Annotated in this window: 27 protein-coding genes; 16 read left to right on the forward strand and 11 right to left on the reverse strand. The window is 36.7% G+C overall.

Going from position 1 to position 24,222, the window contains the following annotated elements:
* The first annotated feature begins 78 nt into the window (after positions 1-78).
* Both Q2U82_RS09235 and Q2U82_RS09240 read left to right on the forward strand, forming a co-directional pair.
* The gene (locus Q2U82_RS09235) at positions 79-522 is read left to right on the forward strand and encodes an Lrp/AsnC family transcriptional regulator (RefSeq protein WP_410004590.1); all 444 of its coding nucleotides are present in this window, start codon (positions 79-81) and stop codon (positions 520-522) included.
* A 94-nt stretch (positions 523-616) separates the two neighbouring features.
* A complete protein-coding gene (locus tag Q2U82_RS09240) occupies positions 617-820 on the forward strand; it encodes a hypothetical protein (RefSeq protein ID WP_410004591.1) in 204 nt (67 codons plus the stop codon).
* Between the two features lies 1 nt (position 821).
* Here the strand turns inward: Q2U82_RS09240 and Q2U82_RS09245 are convergent, their stop codons facing one another.
* On the reverse strand, positions 822-2,045 hold the full coding sequence (locus tag Q2U82_RS09245; RefSeq protein ID WP_410004592.1) for an MDR family MFS transporter: 1,224 nt from the start codon (positions 2,043-2,045) through the stop codon (positions 822-824).
* A gap of 253 nt (positions 2,046-2,298) precedes the next feature.
* Between Q2U82_RS09245 and Q2U82_RS09250 the strand changes: the two genes are divergently transcribed.
* On the forward strand, positions 2,299-2,904 hold the full coding sequence (locus tag Q2U82_RS09250) for a DUF1684 domain-containing protein (RefSeq protein ID WP_410004593.1): 606 nt from the start codon (positions 2,299-2,301) through the stop codon (positions 2,902-2,904).
* On the opposite strand, the gene crcB is transcribed toward Q2U82_RS09250, so the two are convergent.
* Positions 2,901-3,272 carry a fluoride efflux transporter CrcB gene (crcB, locus tag Q2U82_RS09255; RefSeq protein WP_410004594.1) on the reverse strand — a complete coding sequence of 124 codons (372 nt, stop codon included), beginning with the start codon at positions 3,270-3,272 and terminating at the stop codon, positions 2,901-2,903. The two genes, Q2U82_RS09250 and crcB, sit on opposite strands and share 4 nt — an antisense overlap.
* Positions 3,273-4,328 carry an SRPBCC family protein gene (locus Q2U82_RS09260; protein WP_410004595.1) on the reverse strand — a complete coding sequence of 352 codons (1,056 nt, stop codon included), beginning with the start codon at positions 4,326-4,328 and terminating at the stop codon, positions 3,273-3,275. It lies immediately after the preceding gene.
* Between the two features lie 151 nt (positions 4,329-4,479).
* On the opposite strand from Q2U82_RS09260, the gene Q2U82_RS09265 reads away from it, so the two are divergent.
* On the forward strand, positions 4,480-6,519 hold the full coding sequence (locus Q2U82_RS09265) for a dipeptidyl-peptidase 3 family protein (protein WP_410004596.1): 2,040 nt from the start codon (positions 4,480-4,482) through the stop codon (positions 6,517-6,519).
* Between the two features lie 82 nt (positions 6,520-6,601).
* Here Q2U82_RS09265 and Q2U82_RS09270 read toward each other — a convergent pair whose 3' ends face one another.
* From Q2U82_RS09270 to Q2U82_RS09280, 3 genes are all read right to left on the reverse strand, one after another.
* Positions 6,602-7,399: a hypothetical protein gene (locus Q2U82_RS09270; protein WP_410004597.1), complete on the reverse strand. Its 798-nt coding sequence runs from the start codon at positions 7,397-7,399 to the stop codon at positions 6,602-6,604.
* A gap of 62 nt (positions 7,400-7,461) precedes the next feature.
* Positions 7,462-8,163, reverse strand: a complete 702-nt coding sequence (locus tag Q2U82_RS09275; protein ID WP_410004598.1) for a hypothetical protein — start codon at positions 8,161-8,163, stop codon at positions 7,462-7,464.
* A 78-nt stretch (positions 8,164-8,241) separates the two neighbouring features.
* Positions 8,242-8,859: a hypothetical protein gene (locus Q2U82_RS09280; protein ID WP_410004599.1), complete on the reverse strand. Its 618-nt coding sequence runs from the start codon at positions 8,857-8,859 to the stop codon at positions 8,242-8,244.
* 664 nt (positions 8,860-9,523) lie between these two features.
* Here Q2U82_RS09280 and Q2U82_RS09285 point away from each other — a divergent pair.
* Positions 9,524-9,910 carry a hypothetical protein gene (locus tag Q2U82_RS09285; RefSeq protein WP_410004600.1) on the forward strand — a complete coding sequence of 129 codons (387 nt, stop codon included), beginning with the start codon at positions 9,524-9,526 and terminating at the stop codon, positions 9,908-9,910.
* Between the two features lie 85 nt (positions 9,911-9,995).
* Here the strand turns inward: Q2U82_RS09285 and Q2U82_RS09290 are convergent, their stop codons facing one another.
* Positions 9,996-11,066, reverse strand: coding sequence for a branched-chain amino acid aminotransferase (locus Q2U82_RS09290; RefSeq protein WP_410004601.1), 1,071 nt, complete (start codon positions 11,064-11,066; stop codon positions 9,996-9,998).
* 112 nt (positions 11,067-11,178) lie between these two features.
* On the opposite strand from Q2U82_RS09290, the gene Q2U82_RS09295 reads away from it, so the two are divergent.
* From Q2U82_RS09295 to Q2U82_RS09305, 3 genes are all read left to right on the forward strand, one after another.
* Positions 11,179-11,691, forward strand: coding sequence for a DUF4920 domain-containing protein (locus Q2U82_RS09295; protein ID WP_410004602.1), 513 nt, complete (start codon positions 11,179-11,181; stop codon positions 11,689-11,691).
* 6 nt (positions 11,692-11,697) lie between these two features.
* Positions 11,698-12,363, forward strand: a complete 666-nt coding sequence (gene mnmD, locus Q2U82_RS09300; protein WP_410004603.1) for a tRNA (5-methylaminomethyl-2-thiouridine)(34)-methyltransferase MnmD — start codon at positions 11,698-11,700, stop codon at positions 12,361-12,363.
* 128 nt (positions 12,364-12,491) lie between these two features.
* Complete coding sequence (locus Q2U82_RS09305) at positions 12,492-13,400, forward strand: TIGR01777 family oxidoreductase (protein WP_410004604.1); 909 nt, start codon at positions 12,492-12,494, stop codon at positions 13,398-13,400.
* A 50-nt stretch (positions 13,401-13,450) separates the two neighbouring features.
* On the opposite strand, the gene Q2U82_RS09310 is transcribed toward Q2U82_RS09305, so the two are convergent.
* Complete coding sequence (locus Q2U82_RS09310; RefSeq protein WP_410004605.1) at positions 13,451-14,104, reverse strand: YceI family protein; 654 nt, start codon at positions 14,102-14,104, stop codon at positions 13,451-13,453.
* Between the two features lie 154 nt (positions 14,105-14,258).
* Here Q2U82_RS09310 and Q2U82_RS09315 point away from each other — a divergent pair, with 154 nt between their 5' ends.
* From Q2U82_RS09315 to Q2U82_RS09345, 7 genes are all read left to right on the forward strand, one after another.
* The gene (locus Q2U82_RS09315; RefSeq protein WP_410004606.1) at positions 14,259-14,810 is read left to right on the forward strand and encodes a nucleotide exchange factor GrpE; all 552 of its coding nucleotides are present in this window, start codon (positions 14,259-14,261) and stop codon (positions 14,808-14,810) included.
* Positions 14,811-14,813: 3 nt separating this feature from the next.
* A complete protein-coding gene (gene dnaJ / locus Q2U82_RS09320) occupies positions 14,814-15,926 on the forward strand; it encodes a molecular chaperone DnaJ (RefSeq protein WP_410004607.1) in 1,113 nt (370 codons plus the stop codon).
* A gap of 259 nt (positions 15,927-16,185) precedes the next feature.
* Positions 16,186-17,112, forward strand: coding sequence for an ABC transporter ATP-binding protein (locus tag Q2U82_RS09325; protein WP_410004608.1), 927 nt, complete (start codon positions 16,186-16,188; stop codon positions 17,110-17,112).
* A gap of 6 nt (positions 17,113-17,118) precedes the next feature.
* Positions 17,119-18,426 (forward strand): ABC transporter permease, encoded by a 1,308-nt coding sequence (locus Q2U82_RS09330; protein ID WP_410004609.1) that lies wholly within the window; start codon positions 17,119-17,121, stop codon positions 18,424-18,426.
* Positions 18,427-18,484: 58 nt separating this feature from the next.
* A complete protein-coding gene (locus tag Q2U82_RS09335; RefSeq protein ID WP_410004610.1) occupies positions 18,485-19,648 on the forward strand; it encodes a sigma-54-dependent transcriptional regulator in 1,164 nt (387 codons plus the stop codon).
* Between the two features lie 5 nt (positions 19,649-19,653).
* A complete protein-coding gene (locus Q2U82_RS09340) occupies positions 19,654-20,532 on the forward strand; it encodes a PPK2 family polyphosphate kinase (RefSeq protein WP_410004611.1) in 879 nt (292 codons plus the stop codon).
* A gap of 71 nt (positions 20,533-20,603) precedes the next feature.
* Entirely contained in the window at positions 20,604-21,995 is a 1,392-nt protein-coding gene (locus Q2U82_RS09345; protein ID WP_410004612.1) for a M20/M25/M40 family metallo-hydrolase, read from the forward strand.
* Positions 21,996-21,998: 3 nt separating this feature from the next.
* Here the strand turns inward: Q2U82_RS09345 and Q2U82_RS09350 are convergent, their stop codons facing one another.
* Both Q2U82_RS09350 and Q2U82_RS09355 read right to left on the reverse strand, forming a co-directional pair.
* A complete protein-coding gene (locus tag Q2U82_RS09350; protein WP_410007151.1) occupies positions 21,999-22,814 on the reverse strand; it encodes a DUF1853 family protein in 816 nt (271 codons plus the stop codon).
* Positions 22,802-23,257, reverse strand: coding sequence for a DUF1801 domain-containing protein (locus Q2U82_RS09355; protein ID WP_410004613.1), 456 nt, complete (start codon positions 23,255-23,257; stop codon positions 22,802-22,804). Before Q2U82_RS09355 ends, Q2U82_RS09350 begins: the two co-directional genes overlap by 13 nt.
* Positions 23,258-23,453: 196 nt before the next feature.
* On the opposite strand from Q2U82_RS09355, the gene Q2U82_RS09360 reads away from it, so the two are divergent.
* The gene (locus Q2U82_RS09360; RefSeq protein ID WP_410004614.1) at positions 23,454-23,786 is read left to right on the forward strand and encodes a hypothetical protein; all 333 of its coding nucleotides are present in this window, start codon (positions 23,454-23,456) and stop codon (positions 23,784-23,786) included.
* 51 nt (positions 23,787-23,837) lie between these two features.
* Here Q2U82_RS09360 and Q2U82_RS09365 read toward each other — a convergent pair whose 3' ends face one another.
* A complete protein-coding gene (locus tag Q2U82_RS09365; RefSeq protein WP_410004615.1) occupies positions 23,838-24,188 on the reverse strand; it encodes a DUF2200 domain-containing protein in 351 nt (116 codons plus the stop codon).
* Positions 24,189-24,222 lie beyond the last annotated feature (34 nt).

Here is a 24,222-nt window from a genome sequence, read left to right on the forward strand (position 1 = left end):
TGTTTTTTCACAATCGATTTTAAAGTAAAAAGGTATATTTGCTTTAAATATTACTTTAATTTTGTTTAAAACTTTAATATGAGTATAGATTCTTTAAATTGGAAAATTTTAAAATGCCTTCAAAAAAATGCCCGTCAACCCAATACTGAAGTTGGAAGGCAAGTGGGCATCAGCTCCCCCGCAGTTTCGGAACGTATAAAGAAAATGGAAGATTCTGGAGTTATCAATGGCTATTTCACAATTGTGTCGCCTTTTGAGGCTGGCTATCAATTTAAGGCTATAATTACACTTCGCGCTTTTATGGGTAAATTGAAACCTTTTCTTGAAATTGTAAAAACGTATGATGAAGTTTTGAATTGCTACCGAATTACAGGAAATGAAAACATAGTGATGGAAGTAGTTTTGAAAAACCAGAAACATTTAGAAATCTTTATAGACCAGCTTATTGTTTATGGTGAAACAAAAACCCAAATTGTTCTTTCACACGTTGTTAAAAATAATGCTTTGAAGCCACTGAAATAATTTTTAACGTTGTTAAAAAAGTGATAATTGGTTTTGTTTTAAGATATGTCTTTGCTGTTTAAGTGTATTTTTAAAATAAAAAAATTAACCAACCATGAAAAATTACACAATCCATTTTTTAATTGTAACAATCCTTTCGGCATTATTAGGTTTTACTGGTTTAGACTTCCCTGGAGCAACATTCGTTAGACTTATCTGTCTTTTTGCTGGAATTGGACTTATGATTTCGTGTTTAGACGCCATTATAATTAGTCGAAAACGGAGAAAAGTCAAAAAGAAATCAGAATTGAAAAGTTAGATCAAATATTTTTGGTTTCAGATTTTTTCAATAAGAAATAAAGCCAAATAGTTAGGCCTGCAATAAATAAAAGGAATATAGAGAAAATAGTCCACGTTTTGAAATAGCCAAAACTATTCACCATATTCATACCTCCATTGTGCCCAATTAAATGTGCAAAACTGAAGCTCATACTATAAAAAGCCATATAGCTTCCTTTTCTTCCGTTGGGAGCCATTTCCAAAGCAAGCGCGTTTGAAAAAGGGAAACCTATCATTTCTCCCAATGTCATCAAAAACATGGCAATGACCAATATTCCGCTCCAACTTGTAAAATTTAAGACTAAAAAGCTGAGTCCCAAAAAGAAAATTCCCCAGAATGTGGCCATGGTTTTTGATATTTTCTTTCGGTCCAACCAAGCTATCAATGGCATCTCAAAAATTACTATTGTGGCGCCATTTATAAATAAAAGCCATCCAATAATGTCTTCAGAAAGAAAATGTGCTTTCTCATAATATACAGGCATCACTGAAAAATATTGCACAAAAGCCAGACTGTTTGCTACCATAATGATGAAAAACATAATAAATAGTTTGTTCAAATAGGGTGGAACTCCTTCTTTTATTAAAATGGTTTTTTCAACATTTGTGTCTTTTTGTTTTTTCGGTTTTAAAAGGAGAAAAACTCCCAAAGATGCAAGCATACAGGTCAAGCCATCTATCCAAAACAATGAAGTGTAGTTTATATGAGCAATAATCAGCCCTCCAACTAATGGTCCTATTGAAAAGCCTAAATTTATGGCTAGCCGGATTAGTGTGATGCTTCGGGTAGTGTTTCCAGGACGGCTATAAGTATCTGCAGCAACAAATATTGCAGGGCGACCTGCGTCTGCCATCATTGTTAAAACGAAAATACCAATGCAAAAACCATGAAAGCTATTTATAAACTGAAGTAAAATAAACCCAACTCCGCCTAAAAAGAGACTGCCGAGAATAACTTTATAAAAACCAATGCTATCTGTCAATTTTCCGCCTATAAATGTTCCGAACAAAGAACCTAGCCCAAAGCAGGACATTATCCAACCTACTTGCGGCAGTGTGAAACCTTCAACATTAATTAGGTATAGCGACAAAAATGGAATTACCATCGCCCCAGCACGATTGATGAAGGTCACCAAGGACAATAGCCAGATCTCACGGGAAAGTCCGCGAAAATTTGCTAAATAGTTGGTGTAAATTTTTTTCATAATTGGTTAATGGCATAAATGTAAAACGTCCCGGTTGAAGCCGGGACGTTTTACTATTGAATAAAATTATTTCTATATAATCAATACATACATCGCCGACATTTCTTTCCAGAAATGACCTGGGTTGGTTGACAGGTGTATGTTCTATTTTTCATTTTTTTGTTTTAATTTAAAACCAAATGTAGTGAAAAAATCTAATTAAAATTAAAATGCAAAACTAATTGTCTTTTTCTATTTTTACGAAAAACTAATCATGAAGCATTTATCTTTTTTTTCGCTTTTGCTTTTCAGTATTGTTGTTTCCGCTCAAGACGAAAATCTTATTTCCAAAAGCAAAGCCGCACAGATAGAATTAAATGAAGAATTCAGCAATCCCGAAACCACGATTTTGGAGCCCGAGGATTTTAAAGATTTTCACGGTTTGGAATTCTATCCAATCAATGAAAAATTTATTGTGGAAGCCAAATTTGTTCGGACTCCAGATGAAAAACCGTTTTTGATGCCAACAACCACTTCGCGAACTCCGGAATATGTTAAATATGGCGAAGCCCATTTTTCATTGGACGGAAAAGATTTTGTGCTGAATCTTTTCAAAAGCACACAACCATACGATGAACCGGGTTATGAAGATTATTTGTTCCTTCCCTTTACAGATTTAACTAGTGGGGACGGTTCCTACGGTGGCGGCAGATTTTTGGACCAACGAATTCCAGAAGGAAATACAATTATTATAGATTTCAATAAGGCTTATAATCCATACTGTGCCTATAGTGCCCGTTTTTCTTGCCCTATCCCTCCAAAAGAGAACGATCTTTTGATTAGGATTGAAGCGGGAGTAAAAGATTTTGGAAAACATTAAAAGTACTTCACGAGCCACATTCCCAAAAAGACCATTGCAAAACCCACTACAAAACTTGCAATGGTATAAAGCGCAAAAGACATAAAGTCGCCACTTTTTAAAAAAATGTGGTTTTCATAGGCAAAAGTTGAGAAGGTTGTAAAACCGCCACAAAAGCCGGTTGCCAAAAACAGGACTGTATTTTCGGAAAGGGTTTCATTTTTTAAGGCTAGCCCGAGTATAATTCCTATTAATAAACTTCCCAATATATTCGCGGCAAAAGTACCGTAGGGAATGCCAGTTTCATAATTATTCAAATATTTTGAAAATCCATATCTAAGAGTGCTTCCAAAACCACCACCAATAAAAACGAGTGCTAATTGCTTCATCTAAATGCCTTCTTCAACGGGTTCTGGTGCTATAATTATAGGAATGTAAACTTCCGTCAACCACGCTGCCGGATTTGGAGTTGTTTCTGGGTCGGTCATATAAACCTCGAACATTTTTCCGTTTGGGTCAATTTGGTGGCCATTTTTTTCTATGTATTGCCTTCCTTTTGTATAAGCCTCGGGAAGATGGTCATAATTTCCTTTTAATGAAATTTTTACAGCCGATACTGGCTCCATAAACCCACAAACCACGGGGCTTCCTTCGGGTGTAATTACTTGTTCTTTTACAGGAACGCCTGTTGAAAAGATAACCGTTCCGTTTGCGTTGTCAATTTCATTATAGATAGTGAATGGCTTTCCGGCCATATTTAGGCTGTTTTTCGCAATAAAGCCCATCACCACATCCATCATCGGTTTCATTTTTTCGTCGAGCTCGTCCAGTTTTGCTACTGAAGTTGTGTACATATAATAGCCGCCGCCGTACTGGGTTACACCATCAACGTTTATGGAATATTGTTTCATGTCTTCGGCTACTTCGGTAGCGATTCCTTCCAGTCCTGCTTTGTTCATTTTGTGCATTTCCGCATCAAAGTCCATTCCGCTCAAAGAATAATAGGCTTTATCAATCAAGGTATGTTCGCCTTTCATTCCCCAGGTTACTTTGGTTCCGCCTTCTACTTCCTCAAAAGTCCAATACACTTTTGGATGTCTTTCGCCACCTGGAGTATCCAACGTTAAATCTTGCTCTATTTCTTTATTCGGAATCACTTTCGTCGTGGTCATAGAACCGCTCATATCGCCGTCCCAGGAATAGGAGGCACCTTCACCTGATGTTTTTTCTGCATAGGTATAAGTTATTGTAGAGTCTTCTTTTTTCCAAGGACCCCACTTTTCCCAGCTTTTATAATCATTCACTTTATTGAAAACAACTTCCGGCGGCGCTTGAATAAACATGGAATCCTGAATATCGTAGGTTCCTTCCTTCGTTCCAAAATAAATGGCGCTGCCAATAATTATAAGAAGAATAAGAAAGAGTAAGTATTTTATTATTTTCATGTTATAGCGAGGTGTTGATTGTTGCTGCTAAGATAATGAAATTTCAGTGATGGGGATTAAAGCCAATTCTTTCACTATTCAATGTCGTTTTAGGTTTGAATATTGCCAATAATAATTTAGTACATTTGCGGAAATCAAAAAATTTTTTAAAATGAAAAAAACCTTTTTTATAGCGATGGCAATGTGCGGTTTGCTATTTTTTTCCTGTAAAGAAAACAAGGAAGAAAAAGATGTGGCCCAAGCAGAAACAGTACAATCCACAGACTTTGATTATAATGTGGAGACCTTTGGCGACGTAAAAGTTTTGCGTTACCAAATTCCAGGTTGGGACAAACTTACCCTAAAGGAACAAAAACTTGTTTATTACCTTACTCAAGCTGGATTGGCTGGAAGAGATATTATGTGGGACCAAAATTACCGTCATAACCTCACTATAAGAAAAGCTTTGGAAAACATTTATACCAACTATAAAGGCGATAAAACTACCGAAGAGTGGAAAAACTTTGAAATATACCTAAAAAGAGTTTGGTTCAGCAATGGTATTCACCATCATTACTCAAACGATAAATTGAAGCCAGATTTTTCTTCAGAGTACTTAAAACAGCTTTTAACTGATACAAACACCACCTTAGAAGGCGAAGCTTTTGATGTAATTTTTAATGATAAGGATTCCAAAAAAGTAAACCAAGCCAAGGGAGTTGATAATGTTTTGCAAAGTGCTGTTAACTTTTACGGTCCTGACGTAACAAACAAGGATGTGGAAAATTTCTATTCAAAAATGAAATCTCCAGACCCTAACAAACCACTTTCTTTTGGACTGAACTCAAAATTGGTAAAAGAGAATGGCCAGCTTAAAGAATTGGTATATAAATCTGGAGGTTTGTATGGCTCAGCTATTGACAAGATAGTGGAATGGCTTGAAAAAGCACAGGAAGTTGCAGAAAATAAGGCACAAGGCGACGCACTTGGTCTTTTAATAAAATATTACAAAACCGGCGATCTTCAAACTTGGGATGATTACAATGTAGCTTGGACTGGTGCAACCGAAGGAAACATAGATTACATTAACAGTTTTATTGAAGTGTATAACGATCCATTGGGTTACAGAGGTTCTTACGAAACAATTATACAGATAAATGATTTTGATATGTCTGAAAAAATGTCTGTAATTTCAGGAAATGCACAATGGTTTGAGGATAATTCACCATTAATGGATGAACACAAAAAGAAAAATGTGGTTGGTGTAACTTATAAAGTGGTGAATGTTGCTGGTGAAGCAGGAGATTCATCTCCAAGCACGCCAATAGGCGTAAACCTTCCAAATGCAAACTGGATTCGCGCAGCTGTGGGAAGTAAATCTGTTTCCCTCGGGAACATTATTGATTCATACAACAATGCTGGAAATACAGGCAGATTGAAAGAATTTGTAAACGATTCCACCGAACTTGAACTGGAAGAAAAGTACGGCCAACTTGCCGATAAACTTCACACAGCACTTCACGAAGTAATTGGTCACGCTTCTGGACAATTGAATCCTGGAGTTGGCGAAACCAAAGAAACACTTAAAACCTACGCTTCCACTTTAGAAGAAGGTCGTGCAGATTTAGTAGGTCTTTATTATTTATACAGCCCAAAACTACAAGAACTTGGTTTGGTTGACGATTGGAAAAAAGTTGGAATGGCAGCTTACGATGGCTATATCCGCAACGGTTTGATGACACAGTTGATTCGTTTGAATTTAGGCGATGATGTTGAAGAAGCACACATGCGTAACCGCCAATGGGTTTCTGCTTGGGTTTTTGAAAAAGGGAAAGCCGATAACGTAATTGAAAAAATTACCCGCGACGGAAAAACATATTACAACATCAACGATTATGAAAAATTGCACGAACTTTTCGGTCAATTGCTTCGCGAAACACAACGAATAAAGAGTGAAGGTGATTATGCAGCAGTGGAACATTTGGTTGAAACCTACGGTGTAAAAGTGGATCAAAACCTTCACAAAGAAATTTTGGAACGCAATAAGCAATTTACCTCTGCGCCTTACAGCGGCTTTGTAAATCCAGTACTTGTGCCAAAGATGGATGACAACGGTGAAATTGAAAGTTTCACAATCGAACAGCCAAAAACATTTGCAGAACAAATGCTATTTTATGCTAAAAATTATAGCAATTTGCCAGCAATAAATTAAAAAGTAAACTTTATTCAAAAAAAAAAGCGCCTCGGGAAACCGAAGCGCTTTTTTAATAATAAACAACTATTCAAAAAAACACTTAAAGCGTTAACTGGAGCCTAGAACAGGTATCCTCTGAAATTGTTACAGATCCGCTCCAATTATATCCTTGGCAGCTTGCTGTATAATTATATGCTCCTGGTGTAAGGTCGTTGAAATTTCCTCCAACACCATCTATTGTACAGTTCGGATTACCAGCAAAATAGTATCCAGTAATCGTAGTGGAGCCCACACCGTTTAGGTTAACTGTTATTGGTCCACAACCATAATCTTGGTCTGTCCAAAATTTTACATCACCTTTTCCGTTTCCACCGCCGGTACCGCCACCGCCGCCACCGCTGCCAGCATCACTACAATCTACTCCATAGCCAGTAACAATTACATCTATCGAGCCATTTGCATCTAGATTTGCTTCCAAAACAAAGTCAACACCATTAATAGAGACTGTACAGGTATTTGGAGATATGCTTCCCAAATTGTGAGCATAGAGTGTTAGGTAATTAAACCCATTATTTCCAAAATCATAATCAACACTTATTGGTGAACCTGGACCCTCAAGAGTTTCTTCGTCAATAATCGTAACACCATTAGCAATGATGGAAACAATATCTCCATCAACAGTTCCGTGGTCCCAAACTTGAATGTTTGTTATTCTACTTGTAATTTCAATACATCCTAAATAGTTGTTCGGTCTCCCTAAAGTTGATGAAGGAATAATTGAAGTAGTATTTACTTCTACAGGATCTGGTTCTGGCTCAGAGTCTTCTTCTTTTTCACAACTGAACAAGAAAATTGATAAAATAAATACTAATGGAAATAATAATTTTGATTTGGTCATAATCATATTGATTTTGGTTAGAATTCTACTTTAATAAAATCTTCTTCTTTTAAATTTAAACTTTACTTTAATCTTGCTTGAAATTCTCCAATTACATCAGAGTAACTTCTTAATACCCTATCCCATTCTTTATAAAGCTCATCACTTTTTACGCTGGTCAGTGGCAATCCAGAAGACTCGCTAACCAGTTTTATTTTAAAGACCAAGGGTTCAGTAGAAGTTTCCTTAATGATAATACGTGTGCGAATGGTATTTTGCATAAATGTTTTTAAGGACCAGGCAGTACGCAGATATCCCGTTTCTTTATCGGTCATTTCTATTACATCTATATATGAAAGAACAATTTGGTTCATAAGCTTCCACGCTTGTTCTTTGTCCATCGTGTTACAGATCATTTCAATATCTACGTTTGCAATATCTGTCTGTATTGAAGCGTCGTAGGCATCGTCTCGTTTCATTTCAATATAATAAGTTTTTGGAGGTGCGGTCATCCCTTTTTTGTTGCAGAATTCTATACGTTCTGTTAAGTAGCCTATTTTTTTGGCTATTACAGTAACGCAATCATCTTTTGGAACGGTAATAACGGTACTTCCCTTGCCAATAAGTTTTCCGTTTAGATAAATTTCGGCGTCAGTTTCTGAAGACCCGATTTCTACTTTTTTATTTCCAGCATCGTACAGGCTGAAACTTTTATTGGAAACTCCAGTTGAAGCAATGCTTGTGCTGAAGCTTAGGATAGTTATAAGAAGTAGTAATTTTTTCATAATTAATTGGTTTAAGGTTATATGTAAATTATATTTTTCGGTTGGTAGAAAAAATACCCAATACAATGAATATTCTTATTACAGAAATGCAAAGCCAATGCCTATGTTGAATACCAATGTTCCTGAACTGCCTAATCCAGGTATTTCAGGTACTTCCTCTACTGTTGTGGCATTAGATGAATTGCTCTTCACTAAAACATATTCAGGAATTTTACCGAAACCATAACCCGCTTCAGCCCTAAAATAAAAAGTTCTACCCAGTTTGGCACCAACTTTAAAGTTCACGGTACTGAAATCTATTTTTGCTTTTCCATCACCATTGGAGCCATCATCAAAATCTACATCTCCAAAATCACCATCACTATTAAAAGAGAAGTATGTCAATGAAGCATAGAGCCCTTTCCCAGTACTTTTTAGATAGACGTTGGTGCCTATTTCAAAATTGCTGTACTTTATGGATACATCATCAACGGTTTGTGAAAGGGTCATATAATCCAATGTAGCAGCTACACGATTGTCTAAAAGTGGCGTAACATACTCTACATTTGCGGTAATTATATTTGGAATTCCTAGTCTAGCACCTATGCGCAATGGCTTGATGCTTTCAGTTCTTTCAACGGTTTGTGTTACCGTATTTTCTTGCGCAAACCCGATAAGGCAGCAAAACAGTAAGGATAATTTTAATAGTGTTTTCATAAATTGGTTAGTTAGTTAGTTGAATGTATTATCGTTTAAATTTTTATGAAGCACTCCAAAAAAATCGTCTTGAACCGATTTATGAAATAAACCACTATCCTCGTCTTTAAGGAATCACGGATAATTTTTTATTTTAAAACCAACTAGTGCATCGTTTTTTTAACTTATAATTTTCACCTCCTCTTCAAGAAGAAAAAAACTTCCTCACTCACAATGCACTAAAAGGTTTTTTTTAAATATGTTTAATATTCTTTAATCTAAATATGACAAATATAGATTGCCGATAAAAACAAAAAAATACCTACGTTGAGGTATTTTTATAGAAGGGTTTTTAGAAAATAAAAAACCAAAAAGAGGTTTAATCTATTTCAAACGGAGAGAAATATTAAATTAATGAAGCAATTTCTTGTAAAAAACAAGTCGCACTCCTTAATTCTTTAAATACAATTTTAGCGCGATCAAAAAGCCAATAAAAAAGATAAAGCCAATTAAAATCCATAAACTTCCCTTATACTGTTTTTTATGGAGTTTTTTGTCACCACGATAACTGTAAATCATAAGAAAGATGAAGGCGACAAAAACAATAATTGCAAAAACCAATTGGCCGGTAGTGAACATAAATTTGTAGTTTTACAAGGCAAATTTACAACCTTAAAATAACAATATGAAGAACAAAATAGCTGCAGTTTCCGAATTTCACAAAGCCTTTGGTCTTGGAATGAAAGAAACTCCCACTGCTGATCTTGGAATAAAAAAAAATCTGTTGCGCTATGAATTGATGCGCGAAGAAAACGAGGAGTATCTTGAGGCCGCCAATAACAATGATTTGGTTGAGGTTGCCGACGCTCTTGGCGACATGCTCTACATTCTTTGTGGAACTATTATAGAACACGGAATGCAATATAAAATTGAAGAAGTTTTCAACGAAATTCAGCGGAGTAATATGAGCAAACTGGGCGAGGACGGAAAACCTATTTATCGCGAAGACGGAAAAGTTTTAAAAGGGCCCAATTATTTTAAGCCGAAAATTCAGGAAATACTCAATAAATAAAAATTCCAAATTCCAAAGTTTTTGATTTTTTGGAATTTGGAATTTGATTCCTTATTTAAAGCTTTTGGAGCTTAAGATTTATCTTTTACAAAACCTCGTATCTCCAACCAAAAGGATCCTCACTGCGGTTATACTGAATATCCAGAAGTTCTTTTTTAAATCTTGTTGCAAAACCGTCATCTTGCTTGTCAAGTTCGTATGTTTTTTCTTTATAACTAAAAGCACTTACTGGGCTAATTACTGCTGCGGTACCTGCGCCAAAAATTTCTTTTAAGCTCCCATTTTCAGCGGCTTCAACTATTTCTGAGACTAAAACGGGCCTTTCTTCTACCGTAATATTATCTTGTTTTGCAAGTGCTATCACACTTTTTCGGGTTACACCATCCAATATTCTGTCGCTAATTGGTGCGGTGAGCAAAGTGTCATTTACTCTAAAAAACACATTCATTGTTCCCGCCTCCTCCAAATATTGGTGGTTACTGGCATCTGTCCAGATAACTTGCTGAAAACCTTTTTCACGCGCCAAATTGGTTGGGAAAAACTGTGCGCCATAATTTCCTGCAGCTTTTGCAGCACCCACGCCTCCATTTGCTGAACGGCTGTAATGATCAGCAATAACTACTTTCACATCACCTGTATAATATGCTTGTGCTGGCGACATCAAAATCATAAACTTATATTCCGTTGATGGAGATGCTCCCACGCCAACTTGAGTTCCCATTACAAAAGGACGGATGTACAATGAATTTCCAAGCCCTGGCTTAACCCAATCCTTATCTAATTTAACAAGTGAAGTAAGCGCTTCAAAGAAAATCTCTCTTGGAAATTCTGGCATCGCCATCCTGACAGAAGATTTGTTTATTCGTAAAAAATTCTGTTCTGGCCTAAATAACCATATCTTTCCTTTTTCATCCTTATAGGCCTTCATTCCTTCAAAAACGGCCTGACCGTAATGAAAAACTTTAGCTCCAGGTGAAATTGTTAATGGTCCGTAAGGTTTAATGGTTGGGTTTTGCCACGCACCATCTTTATAATCACATTCAAACATGTGATCGCTAAAAGTACTTCCAAAGATAAGATTGTTAAAATCTACTTCTCCAATTCTGGAAGATTCAACTTTTTGTATGTCAATTTTTTGTGTGGTGGAAGAATTCATTAAAAGAAATGTTTATTCGGTAAAAATAGGTAAAATTTAGGCCATATAAAATTCAAAAAATCATTAAAATTGCAACGTAGTATCAATCAATTAATTATTAAACATTTTTATGATGAAAAAAATTCTATTCTTAGTAGCGTTATCATTTGTAGTATTAGGTTGTAAAAACGAAAAAACCGAAGAAAAACCTGCGGTTGAAAAAGAAGAAATTGCAATAAATTATCAAACTTTTGGTGACAAAATTACCGATGAAAATGTGTTGACGAAAACCGAAATGATTGATAAATACAAAGACCTAAAACCCGGTGATACGGTAACTGTAAAATTTGCAGCAACCGTAAAAGACGTTTGCCAGAAAAAAGGTTGTTGGATGAATCTTGAAATGGGAGAACAAGAAGCAATGGTTCGGTTTAAGGATTATGGATTCTTTATGCCGAAAGACATTGCTGGACAAGAGATAATTGTAAACGGAAAAGCATATGTTGAAGAGATGAGCGTAGAAGATCAACGCCACTACGCTGAAGATGGTGGAAAATCTGCTGAAGAAATTGCAGCCATCACAGAAACAAAACGCACCCTTGCTTTTGAAGCTGATGGCGTACTTATCCCAGAAGTTGAAAAATAGTAATTTTTGAAAAGAACTTTATTAAAAACGGGTGACGGCTCTTATACTTTGCATATTCCGGAGTGGGATGAACAATACCACTCTAAGCATGGAGCAATAGCCGAAGCCCTTCATGTTTTTATAAAGGAAGGACTTTATTATTGGTCTTCTAAAAACGCTGCAACTGAAATCTCTATAATGGAAATCGGTTTTGGCACTGGCTTAAATGCGTTGCTAACTTTTTTGGAAACTGAAAAAAATGTTTTTCAGATTGATTATACAGGGGTAGAAGCCTATCCATTAAGTTTGGATGAAATTGAAAAACTTAATTACACTTCACTTTTGAATGCTTCCGAAGAAAAATTTTTAAAGCTTCACGAAATTTCTTGGGAAGAAAAAACTGCTATTTCAGACAATTTTAGACTTACAAAACAAAAGCAATTCTTCTCAGAAATAAATAATGAGAATAGTTTCAATCTTATATATTTTGATGCTTTTGGAATTCGGGTTCAGCCCGAACTTTGGACTGAAGAAATATTTAAAAAAATGTTCAGTGCGCTAAAACCAAACGGTGTATTGGTAACTTATGCCGCCAATGGAAACGCCCGTCGGGCAATGCAAGCAGTGGGATTTTCCGTTGAACGTCTTCCCGGCCCCCCTGGAAAAAAAGAAATGCTGAGGGGCACAAAGTGATTGTTGACATTCAGCGAAACTAAATATTGAGGGCGCCAAATCCTGAATTCTAAATTCATAATTAAACAATTCACAATCTTCCGTTAACACCCTTTGCTGTTTGCTTTTGAATCTCTAAATTTAGAATTATGATTAAGAAAGTGTTGATAACAGGGGCTACAGGGCTTATTGGCAGTGAATTGGTTAGGCAATGTCATAATGAAGGAATTGCTGTTAATTACCTCACGACCAGTAAAGAAAAAATTGAAAAAAGTGAAAATTATAAAGGATTTTACTGGAATCCTAAAAAAGGTGAAATTGATATTGAGGCTTTTGATGGAGTAACTGCAATAATTAATTTAGTGGGTGCTTCCATTTCAAAATGTTGGACAAAACAATATAAAAAGATCATTCTGGACAGTAGGGTAGAATCCATAAACCTTCTTTACGACACATTGCAAAATATAGATCACAATATTGTGCATTTTATTACAGCGAGCGGAGTGGGGATTTATCCTAATTCCAAAACAAAATTATATACTGAAGAAGACAACGAAATTGATGATACCTTCTTAGCTGAAGTAGTTGTAGCTTGGGAAACTGCTGCTGCAAAATTTAAAAACTCTGGAATGGAAGTGAGCAAGGTGCGAACTGGCGTAGTGCTGGCAAAAGAAGAAGGTGCTCTGCCAAAACTAATAAAACCCATCAAATTTGGGGTTGGTGCTCCTTTGGGGAGTGGAGACCAATGGCAGTCTTGGATTCATATTCAGGATATTGCTGGAATTTATCTTTTTCTTCTTAAAAACCAATTGGAAGGAAAATACAATGCCGTGGCTCCAAACCCAGTTCAAAATAAAAAAATGACAAAAATGATTGCCTCAAAACTAGACAGTCCACTTTGGATGCCCAATATTCCTGCGTTTACATTAAAACTTTTATTGGGTGAAATGTCCGTTTTGGTCTTGGAAGGACAATTGGTCAGTTCCCATAAAATTGAGCAACTTGGTTATCAGTTTAAGTTTTACAATTTGGAAAACGCACTGCAGGATTTATTATAAAAAAAGAGAGGCAAATTTGCCTCTCTTCAGTTGTTTTTAAATGTTTAAGGTTACGCTTTAGTAGCAACCAAAGAAACAGTGATTTTGATAGCATCATTAATGAACTTATCACCTAAGCTTGGGAAAATGGATTTTGAGCCATAGTTAACATCCCATTTAGTTCTATCAATTTCAAAAGTTTCGCTTTTCAGCATCATTTTATCGCCTTCCATAGTTACGGTTGCAGGAAATTCAATAGCATTGGTTTTGTCTTTAATGGTCAAGTTTCCTTTAACCATATTGTTTTCAATACCTGTCATTTCAAATTTTGCGGTTGGAAATTCTTTCACATTAAAAAAGTCACCTTCTTTACCTTCAACAGTTCCTTTTAAGTGAGCTTCTAAATTTGCTTTATCGTCACCTTCTAAATCCTCATCGTTAATTGTGTTCATATCAATCACGAAATTTCCAGCTTCAGCTTTGCCTTCGTTAAGATGAATAGTTCCAGATGAAAGTTTAATTGTTCCATGATGACTTCCAGTTGGTTTTGCACCTTCCCACATAATTTGTGAAGCTGCTGTATCCACTGTGTATTCTGTTGCCATATCTGTAGCTTCTGCAGCTACTTCGGTCATTGCTTCAGCTTCTTTTTCAGTGTTTTTACAAGAAAATGCACCTACTGTAATAAAAGCCATTAATGTAATTTTCAAAAATGTTGATTTCATAGTTGTTGTTTTTTGTTTCAAGCTGCAAAAATATACTTTAAGCCGAATTTTTCTCTTAAAGTAATATTAAATTAAATCCTGTGACATTTTGACATTTTAGAACAAATGGCAGTACTTTTGCTCCCTTCTGAAAAAATTGAAAGAAAACGCTATTATGAGCAAAAACGATAAATTCAAACAAACCGACCGCGAAGAAGAGGTAAGTTTTGACGATACAGAAATAAACGAGCAAGAAATAGCTGAAGAAAATGTAGCTGATGCCATTTCGGAATTACAAAATGAGTTTGAACGCGAAAAAGACCGCTATCTGCGTCTTTTTGCCGAATTTGAAAATTATAAAAAACGCACTTCCCGCGAACGTGTTGAAATGTTCAAAACCGCAGGCGAAGATGTAATAGTTTCCATGCTGCCCATATTGGATGACTTTGAGCGCGCATTGAAGGAAATTGAAAAAATGGAGGGTGACAATCATTTTAAAGGAGTGGAACTCATTAACAATAAATTGCGCGAAACCTTACGCTCTAAAGGACTAGAGCTAATAGACGCAAAAGCGGGAGACACATTTGATGCCGATTTACATGAAGCAATAACACAAATTCCCGCTCCCAACGCAAAATTAAAAGGTAAAATTATTGATGTGGTTGAAAAAGGATATACTTTGGGCGACAAAATAATCCGCTATCCAAAAGTGGTTATAGGACAATAAAATATGAAGGAAGATTATTACGAAATTTTAGAAATCTCAAAAAGTGCTTCGGCAGCCGAAATTAAAAAAGCATACCGAAAAAAGGCATTGCAATACCATCCTGATAAAAACCCGGGTGATCACGAAGCGGAGGCTATGTTTAAAAAGGCCGCGGAAGCTTATGAAGTTCTCAGTGATCCAAACAAGCGTTCCCGCTATGATCAATTTGGTCATCGTGCTTTTGACGGCGGCGGCGGTTTTGGCGGCGGTGGTATGAATATGGATGACATCTTCAGCCAGTTTGGAGATATTTTTGGCGGTGCTTTCGGTGGTGGCTTTGGCGGCGGTTTTGGTGGCGGTGGCCGCAGAACCGTAAAAGGAAGTAACCTTCGTATCCGCGTGCAACTTACTTTGGAGGAAATAGCCAACGGCGTTGAGAAAAAAATAAAAGTTAAGCGTAAAAAACTTGCTCAGGGAACCACATATAAAACCTGTTCAACCTGTAATGGTCAGGGTCAAGTAACCCGTATCCAGAACACTATTTTGGGTAGGATGCAAACATCTGCCACGTGTAGTGCTTGTGGAGGGTTGGGTCAGATTGTAGATTCAAAACCAGCCAATGCAGATGCTGAGGGTATGTTGGTTACCGAAGAAACGGTATCAATCAAAATACCCGCTGGCGTTGTTGATGGAATGCAACTTAAAGTTTCTGGAAAAGGAAACGATGCACCTGGCAATGGAATACCTGGAGACCTTTTGGTGGCCATTGAAGAAAAACCGCATGATACACTTCAACGTGAAGGAGACAATCTCCATTATGATTTATACATAAGTTTTTCTGAAGCTGCCTTGGGCACTTCCAAAGAAATAGAAACCGTTACCGGCAAGGTCCGTATTAAAATTGATAGCGGCGCACAGAGCGGAAAAATATTAAGACTTCGCAATAAAGGAATCCCAAGTATAAATGGTTATGGAACTGGTGATTTATTGGTCCATGTAAATGTCTGGACCCCAAAATCCCTGTCAAAAGAACAAAAAGATTTTTTTGAAAAAATGAGTGATGATGCTCATTTTCAACCTAAACCTGAAAAAGAAGACAAATCATTTTTTGAAAAAGTTAAAGATATGTTCTCTTAACCAAACGTTAAATAAATATTTTTATATATATTTGAAATGTCGCTTCGTCTTAGAGGCGATAATTTTTCTTTTTCATAGCAATTTTTTTTCCCACCCAAGAATTCAATTTTTGGGTGGGTTTTGTTTTTACCCTTCTTGGATCCAAAAATGAGAATTGCTGAATTACTATTTCTATTGTCTAAAAAAAATCATAAATCTTGCCCCTTTAAAGGTTGAGATACTATCAAATCAATATATTTACATACTTCAAAGAAAATTCATGGAAAAACTTTTAGTGGTCAACAATGTTTCCAAAGTCTATGGTGATTATAAAGCGCTTAATAACGTTTCCATAGAGGTAGAAAAAGGAAGCATATTCGGACTATTGGGGCCAAACGGTGCCGGAAAAACAACCTTAATCAGAATAATAAATCAAATTACATTGCCCGACTCTGGCTCAGTCATTTTGGATGGCGAACCGCTCCAGCCGCATCACATTAAATTCATTGGTTATTTGCCCGAAGAACGTGGACTTTATAAAACAATGAAAGTTGGAGAGCAAGCTCTTTATTTGGCACAACTTAAAGGGCTTTCAAAACAAGAAGCAAAAGAGCGATTGAAATATTGGTTTGACCGTTTGCAGATTGGCGATTGGTGGGACAAAAAAATACAGGAACTGTCCAAAGGAATGGCACAGAAAATCCAGTTTGTGGTAACAGTGCTTCACAAGCCGAAATTGTTAATTTTTGACGAACCCTTCAGTGGTTTTGACCCTATAAATGCCAATCTCATAAAAGATGAAATATTAAAACTTCGCGATGACGGTGCAACCGTTATTTTTTCAACACACCGAATGGAATCTGTAGAGGAAATGTGTGACCACATTGCGCTAATCCATAAATCCAATAAAATATTGGATGGTAAGTTGATCGATATTAAGCGTCAATACAGAAGCAATATGTTTGAAATAGGATTGATAACCCCAAACCATGCAGCCATTTCGGCTTCGTTAATGGAAAAATTTGAAGTATTTCCGGCAACATTTAAAAGCATTAATGATGAATTACAATACAAAGTAAAAGTGCCAGATTCAGTATCTACAAATGATTTTGTAAACTACCTTACCTCACAGGGTCAGTTGACCCATTTTGTAGAAGTAATTCCTTCTGCTAGCGATATTTTTATTGAAACGATTCAAAAAAATTAAACCACAATGAACCACCTTTCGCTCATTATAAAAAGGGAATACCTAACCAAAGTTCGCAATAAATCGTTCATAATAATGACTTTTTTGAGCCCGTTTATCTTTGTAGGTATTTTTGCATTGGTTGCCTATTTGTCTAGTTTGAACAGCGATACAGTTCGAAAGATTTCAATATTGGACGAAACTGGATTATTTACAGATGAATTCAACAGTTCACCACATATGCAGTATAAAATATTGCAAAACATTTCCTTGGAAGCCGCAAAAAAGCAAGCTGAAATTGAAGAAGATTATGGTTTACTATTCATTCCAAAAACTGAAAACTTAGAAGACCTTTCCAAAAAAATAACTTTTTATTCCGAAGATTCACCATCGCTTTCAATGATGAGCGATATCAACAGTATGTTGGAAACTAAGGTGAATACGCTAAAGTTGAAAGAAGCTGGAATTGATTCAGAAACTATTAAAAGCCTTCATATAGACATCAATACCAATCAAGAAACTTTTAAAGGGAAGGAAACCTCCAAACTCGGTTCTGGTTTAAAATTGGCTTTTGGTGCCGCCGCTGGCTATCTGCTCTTTATGTTTATCATCATTTATGGAAACATGATTATGCGTAGTGTAATAGAAGAAAAAACCAGTAGGGTCATAGAAGTAATCATTTCATCTGTAAAGCCACGTGTTTTGCTCTTGGGAAAAATATTTGGAACCACTTTGGCGGGTATTACCCAGTTTTTAGTTTGGGTGGTTTTAATTTTGGTTTTGATGACGGTGGTAACCTCTATTTTTGGAATTGATGCAGCTTCCGCCTCTCCATCACAACAGATTATGGAAAATAGCATAGATGGCGGCACACAGCAAGTTTTACATGATGTAATGTTGGAAATTAATAACTTGCCAATTTTAAATTTAATAGTGATGTTCATCCTTTTCTTTGTTGGTGGGTATTTACTCTACGCTTCATTATATGCCTCGGTTGGCGCCGCAGTTGATAGTGAAACCGATACCCAACAATTTATGATGCCTATTTTGATGCCACTTATTTTAGCGGTATATGTTGGGTTTTTTACTGTAATGGACAATCCGCACGGCACTGTCTCGCAAGTGTTTTCATACATTCCGTTTACCTCTCCGGTAGTGATGCTAATGCGCATTCCCTTTGGCGTTCCTGTTTGGCAACAGATTATTTCCGTTGTAATTCTATTCAGTAGTTTTATTGGAATGGTGTGGTTTGCAGCTAAGATTTATCGCGTGGGAATTTTAATGTACGGAAAGAAACCTACCTATAAAGAGATTTTCAAATGGCTTAAATATTAAGAAATAATATTGCCGAAAAAGACCTTATTTTAGGGCAGAAATAAAATTGAAATATTAAATGTACAGAATACTTATAATAGAAGACGAAGCAGCAATCAGAAGGGTTTTGGTTAAAATTCTTTCCGAAGAAAATCAAGGTTACGAAGTTTTTGAAGCCGAAGATGGCCTTGCCGGAATGGAAATAATAAAAAAAGAAGATTTTGATTTGGTGCTTTGCGATATCAAAATGCCAAAAATGGACGGTGTTGAGGTTTTGGAAGCAGTAAAAAAAATAAAACCTGAAATACCAATGGTCATGATTTCTGGTCACGGCGATTTGGAAACCGCCGTAAATACAATGAAAATGGGTGCTTTTGACTATATTTCAAAACCGCCAGATTTAAACCGATTGCTGAACACCGTGCGCATTGCGTTAGACCGAAAAGAATTGGTTGTTGAAAACAGTCGGCTCAAAAAGAAGGTTTCCAAAAACTATGAAATGGTTGGTGAGTCACAAGAAATCGGACTTATAAAAGATATGATTGAAAAAGTGGCGCCTACCGAGGCCCGAGTTCTAATTACTGGCCCCAACGGAACAGGAAAAGAGCTGGTGGCACATTGGCTTCATCAAAAAAGCGAGCGAAGCAATGGCCCGATGATAGAGGTTAACTGCGCCGCAATACCTAGTGAACTGATAGAAAGCGAACTTTTCGGTCACGTAAAAGGTGCGTTTACATCAGCAATCAAAGAAAGAGCAGGAAAGTTTGAGGCCGCCAATGGTGGAACCATTTTCTTGGATGAAGTGGGAGATATGAGCCTTTCCGCTCAAGCAAAAGTACTTCGTGCATTACAGGAAAACAAGGTGCAAAGAGTGGGGAGCGATAAAGATATAAAGGTTGACGTACGCGTTATAACAGCGACCAATAAAGACTTAAAGAAGGAAATAGAAGAAGGTCGTTTTCGTGAGGATTTATATCACAGGCTGGCGGTGATTCTTGTGAAAGTTCCTGCTTTAAATGATAGAAGAGATGACATACCCCTGTTGGTAAATTATTTTTCCGAAAAAATTTCCAGCGAACACGGCACAGCAAAAAAGAAATTCACCGAAAAAGCCATAAAATTGTTACAGGAATATGACTGGACAGGAAATATTCGAGAACTGCGTAATGTGGTAGAAAGACTGATTATTCTTGGTGGAAAAGAAATCAGTGAAGAAGACGTGAAACTTTTTGCAAGTAAGTAATTGTTATGAAAAAAGTAAACATTGAAGATTTTAAAGTAACGGGTCCCATAAAATTGGATGGTACACGAAACGATTGGGATTTGGGTGTTTCAGAAAAAAAACTGGAAGACCACTTAGAAAATACCCGAAAGGAACTGGGCAAACTTCAGGATAAATTGTACGCTCACGGAAAATATGGAGTATTGGTTTGCCTTCAAGGTATGGACACAGCCGGAAAAGATAGTCTGATCCGTGAAGTTTTTAAGGATTTTAATGCCCGTGGAGTAGTTGTTCATAGTTTCAAAACGCCCACTGCGCTTGAGAAGAGGCACGATTATCTTTGGCGTCATTACATTGCACTGCCCGAACGCGGAAAATTTGGAGTTTTTAATAGAACTCATTATGAAAATGTACTGGTAACAAGGGTACACCCAGAATATATTCTTGGTGAAAATTTACCTAACGTGAATAGTTTGGAAGATATTGACACAGAATTTTGGGACAAACGTTTTCAGCAGATCAATGATTTTGAAAAGACAATCCAGCAGAACGGAACCATTATTTTCAAATTCTTTTTGAATATATCCAAGGATGAACAAAAGGATCGCCAACTCCGCAGATTGGACAAGCCTGAAAAAAACTGGAAATTTTCTCCAGGTGATTTGGATGAAAGGGAACTTTGGGAAGATTATAGAAAGTGTTATGAAGATGCCATTAACCGCACTTCAAAACCACATGCCCCTTGGTATATTATTCCTTCAGATGATAAGGAAACCGCTCGGGTGATAGTTGCGGAAATTATGCTTCAAGAGCTTAAAAAATATAAAGACATCAAAGAACCGGAACTGGACGATGACATTAAAGCCAAGATTTCCGAATACCGTGAACGTCTTAAAAATGATTAATTATTCGCTTTGGCACAAGATTTTTTCCGTTCAAGCGCAGTCAAAAAACTTATTTTTCTAAATTTTATACAATGAAAACCTTTTCAATCTCCACATTGCTTTTCTTTTTACTTTTTTCTTCAGTGGGCATTTCACAGAACGCTGTTCAGGATTCTATTATGATGAAAAAGCTTTACACGACCGCATTGACTGATGGAAAAGCTTATGATTGGCTGGATTATCTTTCCAATGAAATTGGGGGCAGACTTTCCGGTTCCTTTGAAGCAGAAAATGCCGTAAAATATACAGAAGCAGAATTAAATGAACTTGGTCTGGACAAAGTTTGGCTACAGCCTGTAATGGTCCCAAAATGGACCCGTGGTTTTAAGGAATATGCCTATATAGAATCTTTAACAGGAGAAAAGACCGTAACAGATATTTGTGCGCTGGGTGGTTCGGTTGCTACGCCAAGTCTTGGCATAAAAGCAGAAGTGGTAGAGGTGAAAGGCTTAGACGAGTTGGCTGCCTTGGGAAAAGAAAAGCTTGCCGGAAAAATAGTTTTCTACAACAGACCGATGCAAGCTGATTTAATTCAAACCTTTGAAGCTTATGGTGGCTGTGTTGACCAACGATATTCTGGTGCTGCAGAAGCCGCAAAATATGGTGCACTTGGCGTTATTGTTCGTTCTATGAATTTGCGTATGGACGACTTTCCGCATACGGGGGCAATGAGTTATGGAGACACACCAGTGAGCGAACGAATTCCTGCAGCGGCTATTAGTACCAACGGAGCAGATTATCTAAGCAGTTTGCTGAAATTGCAACCAAACCTTTTATTCTACTTCAAGCAGAACTGTAAAACCTTTGACGATGTGCAATCCTATAACGTGATTGGTGAAATTACGGGCAGTACCAATCCTAATGAATATATGGTCGTGGGCGGACATTTGGACAGTTGGGACCTTGCCGATGGCGCCCATGATGACGGGGCCGGCTGCGTGCAAAGTATGGAGGTGCTGCGTCTTTTCAAAAAAGTGGGTTACAAACCAAATCACACCATTAGAGTTGTGTTGTTTATGAATGAAGAAAACGGTCTCCGCGGTGGAAATAAATATGCAGAAGAAGCAAAACGTAAAGGGGAAACCCATCGTTTTGCCCTTGAGAGTGATGCTGGGGGCTTTACACCTCGTGGTTTTTCTTTTGATAGCAATGAAATAAATTTTAGCAAAGCAAAAACTTGGGAACCATTATTTAAACCCTATTTAATTCACTATTTCGAAAAAGGACATGGAGGCGCAGATATTGGTCCGTTAAAAGATAATATTGATGTACTTGCAGGTTTACGTCCCGATAGTCAACGTTATTTTGATTATCACCACGCTGCCAATGATACCTTTGACGCCGTTAACAAGCGTGAGCTGGAACTTGGAGCGGCCACTATGGCGAGCTTAGTTTATCTTTTTGATAAATACGGAACCAATTAATTGTTACCACCAAACTATAAAGAAGCGCTCCATTTTATGGGGCGTTTTTTGATAGATTAATGGCGACTTATTAATCTTGAGCTGCGCATCAATCAATTGTTTGATTTCAGAAAAGTTATGCCAATTGGTCAGAGATTTTGCTGGCAAAAGCCATTCTTTTTTGGAAGGAATGGCATAGAGAGCTGTTTCATCTAACTCTAAATCGTTGGGTTTAATATAATAACCTACAATACAATCTTGAAACGACTTCGGGAATATTTCATCGGTCATTTTCTTCGGAAGAAATAAAAAAGCTTTTAAGCACAATACCTGTGAGGAAGGTTTAGTGATGCTTAGTTCTGCTAATTTTTGAATGGTTTCGGCAGTGTGGAGCAGTGGAAACTGTTTCAACTTTACTTTTTCCAATTTGTCAAACAGACTGTCCTTTCGGTTTGGGCCTATCCATTTTTCTTCTTCTGAAGCAGCTGCGTTTTCATCATATAAATAAAACTTACACGCCAATTCAATATGAATAATTTCATCTGTTTTAAGGCTTCGCACTATATAATCCAATTCCCCCAAAGTTTCCTTTGCACCTTGAATTTGAAGGTTTGAAGCAAGCAATTCAAAATTATTTGATTGTTTTAAATACGCTTTAAAACAGGCTTCGGCTTGCAGGCCTAAAACCGAATCATTAGGAAAGCTGAAGTTGCTTTCATCTATCTTTTCATCTGGAAATTGAAAGTTTTCAAAAGAATATTTTTCCGAATGTATCCTTAGGTCGGGAGCGTTTTTAAAGTGTTGAATTATGCTGGTTGTTTTAATGGCTATCGTTTTAATACACTTTCATATTTGGCAATCCATTGGGCAACGGACATCTTAGAGGTTAATTCTGCAAATAATTCAAAAGGAATGTTTTTAGGGTTTTTGAAGCGAATACAACTTTTTCCCATATCCAGTTTGTTGCTGGCGTGTTTGGGGTATTCGGCCACAAACCAAGCCATAATCTCAGGATCTGCATAGATGCCGGAATGGTAAACACTTATGTGATTTTTTTGAGAAGCAATGCTCATAAAAGGCAGTGCGTCTTCGGGGTTGCAATGGTAGCCGCCTGGGTAGATACTGTGCGGTACTACATAGCTTATCATTCCGTATTGCATGGTTTCCTCAAAGCCTTTTGGAATGTTTTTCTTTACCACTTCCCTTAGTTTTTGCATTGCTTCCTTTCTGTCTTCGGGGAGCTCTGCTATGTATTGATCTGCGTTTGTGGCTTTGGATTGCATGATTTGAAAGTTTAAAGCTGAAAGCTCAAAGTTAAAAGTTTTTTTATTGAAGTCTATTTGTCCGTAATACTATCTTAGATTAATCATAAATAAACTCGGACAACCTTACTGTAAAATTTATAAAAGGGGTGAGATTATTTATGTCAGACTTTTGTTGCCCAAAATATAATTGTACTTTTCTAAGAAATATAAAACCATGAAAAAATACACAGTTTTTTCCATAATTGCCCTTTTCCTTTTTTTTGCAGCGGAAGGCTATTCGCAAGAAATTATCAAATACAATTTTCTTGAAGTTATTGTAGTTCAGAAAGCCAACAACCGAGGGAAGGTGAAGCGCATAAAAGTGGAGGAACAGACTTCACTCATTGGCCAAAATATCTCTATTGAGGAAATTGAGGATATTGAGGAAACTTCAACCTTGCTGAATTATATGAACGCGCACGATTGGGAGTTTTTGGACCGCCAATCTGTGGTTTCTGATGATAACGATCCAGTTTGGATGAGCTATATTTTTAGAAAAAGGAAGTAGATTTTTGGATTGTTTGATAGTTGGATTTTTAGAAAATTACTAATTACAAAGCTATTTTCTTAAAATCTTTTCCATCGCTTTACCTTTTGCCAGCTCGTCTATCAGCTTATCCAAATAGCGAATTTTTTTCATTAGTGGCTCTTCTATTTCCTCTACTCGGTAGCCACAAATTACACCTGTTATTTTTGAAACGTTGGGGTTTAATTGTGGGGCTTCGTCAAAAAAGGTTTCAAAGGTAACTTTGGTGTCTAACTGTTTTTTTAATCCTTTTTGGTCATAGCCAGTTAGCCACTGGATTATGGTATCTACTTCTTCTGCGGTGCGTCCCTTTTTTTCTGCTTTGGTTATATAGTGAGGATAAACACTCGCGAAGGACATTTTATAGATTCTTTCGTTTTTCATTTTTTTTGATAAGAATTTACACTTACATTTTTTA

The organism is Aequorivita nionensis, assembly GCF_046352995.1.
GTDB classification, from domain to species: Bacteria; Bacteroidota; Bacteroidia; order Flavobacteriales; family Flavobacteriaceae; genus Aequorivita; species Aequorivita nionensis.

Coding starts and splice junctions, on each gene's coding strand:
- Q2U82_RS09235 (WP_410004590.1), top strand. CDS start 79: ATGAGTATAGATTCTTTAAATTGGAAAATTTTAAAATGCCTTCAAAAA.
- Q2U82_RS09240 (WP_410004591.1), top strand. CDS start 617: ATGAAAAATTACACAATCCATTTTTTAATTGTAACAATCCTTTCGGCA.
- Q2U82_RS09245 (WP_410004592.1), bottom strand. CDS start 2,045: ATGAAAAAAATTTACACCAACTATTTAGCAAATTTTCGCGGACTTTCC.
- Q2U82_RS09250 (WP_410004593.1), top strand. CDS start 2,299: ATGAAGCATTTATCTTTTTTTTCGCTTTTGCTTTTCAGTATTGTTGTT.
- crcB (WP_410004594.1), bottom strand. CDS start 3,272: ATGAAGCAATTAGCACTCGTTTTTATTGGTGGTGGTTTTGGAAGCACT.
- Q2U82_RS09260 (WP_410004595.1), bottom strand. CDS start 4,328: ATGAAAATAATAAAATACTTACTCTTTCTTATTCTTCTTATAATTATT.
- Q2U82_RS09265 (WP_410004596.1), top strand. CDS start 4,480: ATGAAAAAAACCTTTTTTATAGCGATGGCAATGTGCGGTTTGCTATTT.
- Q2U82_RS09270 (WP_410004597.1), bottom strand. CDS start 7,399: ATGACCAAATCAAAATTATTATTTCCATTAGTATTTATTTTATCAATT.
- Q2U82_RS09275 (WP_410004598.1), bottom strand. CDS start 8,163: ATGAAAAAATTACTACTTCTTATAACTATCCTAAGCTTCAGCACAAGC.
- Q2U82_RS09280 (WP_410004599.1), bottom strand. CDS start 8,859: ATGAAAACACTATTAAAATTATCCTTACTGTTTTGCTGCCTTATCGGG.
- Q2U82_RS09285 (WP_410004600.1), top strand. CDS start 9,524: ATGAAGAACAAAATAGCTGCAGTTTCCGAATTTCACAAAGCCTTTGGT.
- Q2U82_RS09290 (WP_410004601.1), bottom strand. CDS start 11,066: ATGAATTCTTCCACCACACAAAAAATTGACATACAAAAAGTTGAATCT.
- Q2U82_RS09295 (WP_410004602.1), top strand. CDS start 11,179: ATGAAAAAAATTCTATTCTTAGTAGCGTTATCATTTGTAGTATTAGGT.
- Q2U82_RS09305 (WP_410004604.1), top strand. CDS start 12,492: ATGATTAAGAAAGTGTTGATAACAGGGGCTACAGGGCTTATTGGCAGT.
- Q2U82_RS09310 (WP_410004605.1), bottom strand. CDS start 14,104: ATGAAATCAACATTTTTGAAAATTACATTAATGGCTTTTATTACAGTA.
- Q2U82_RS09315 (WP_410004606.1), top strand. CDS start 14,259: ATGAGCAAAAACGATAAATTCAAACAAACCGACCGCGAAGAAGAGGTA.
- dnaJ (WP_410004607.1), top strand. CDS start 14,814: ATGAAGGAAGATTATTACGAAATTTTAGAAATCTCAAAAAGTGCTTCG.
- Q2U82_RS09325 (WP_410004608.1), top strand. CDS start 16,186: ATGGAAAAACTTTTAGTGGTCAACAATGTTTCCAAAGTCTATGGTGAT.
- Q2U82_RS09330 (WP_410004609.1), top strand. CDS start 17,119: ATGAACCACCTTTCGCTCATTATAAAAAGGGAATACCTAACCAAAGTT.
- Q2U82_RS09335 (WP_410004610.1), top strand. CDS start 18,485: ATGTACAGAATACTTATAATAGAAGACGAAGCAGCAATCAGAAGGGTT.
- Q2U82_RS09340 (WP_410004611.1), top strand. CDS start 19,654: ATGAAAAAAGTAAACATTGAAGATTTTAAAGTAACGGGTCCCATAAAA.
- Q2U82_RS09345 (WP_410004612.1), top strand. CDS start 20,604: ATGAAAACCTTTTCAATCTCCACATTGCTTTTCTTTTTACTTTTTTCT.
- Q2U82_RS09355 (WP_410004613.1), bottom strand. CDS start 23,257: ATGCAATCCAAAGCCACAAACGCAGATCAATACATAGCAGAGCTCCCC.
- Q2U82_RS09360 (WP_410004614.1), top strand. CDS start 23,454: ATGAAAAAATACACAGTTTTTTCCATAATTGCCCTTTTCCTTTTTTTT.
- Q2U82_RS09365 (WP_410004615.1), bottom strand. CDS start 24,188: ATGAAAAACGAAAGAATCTATAAAATGTCCTTCGCGAGTGTTTATCCT.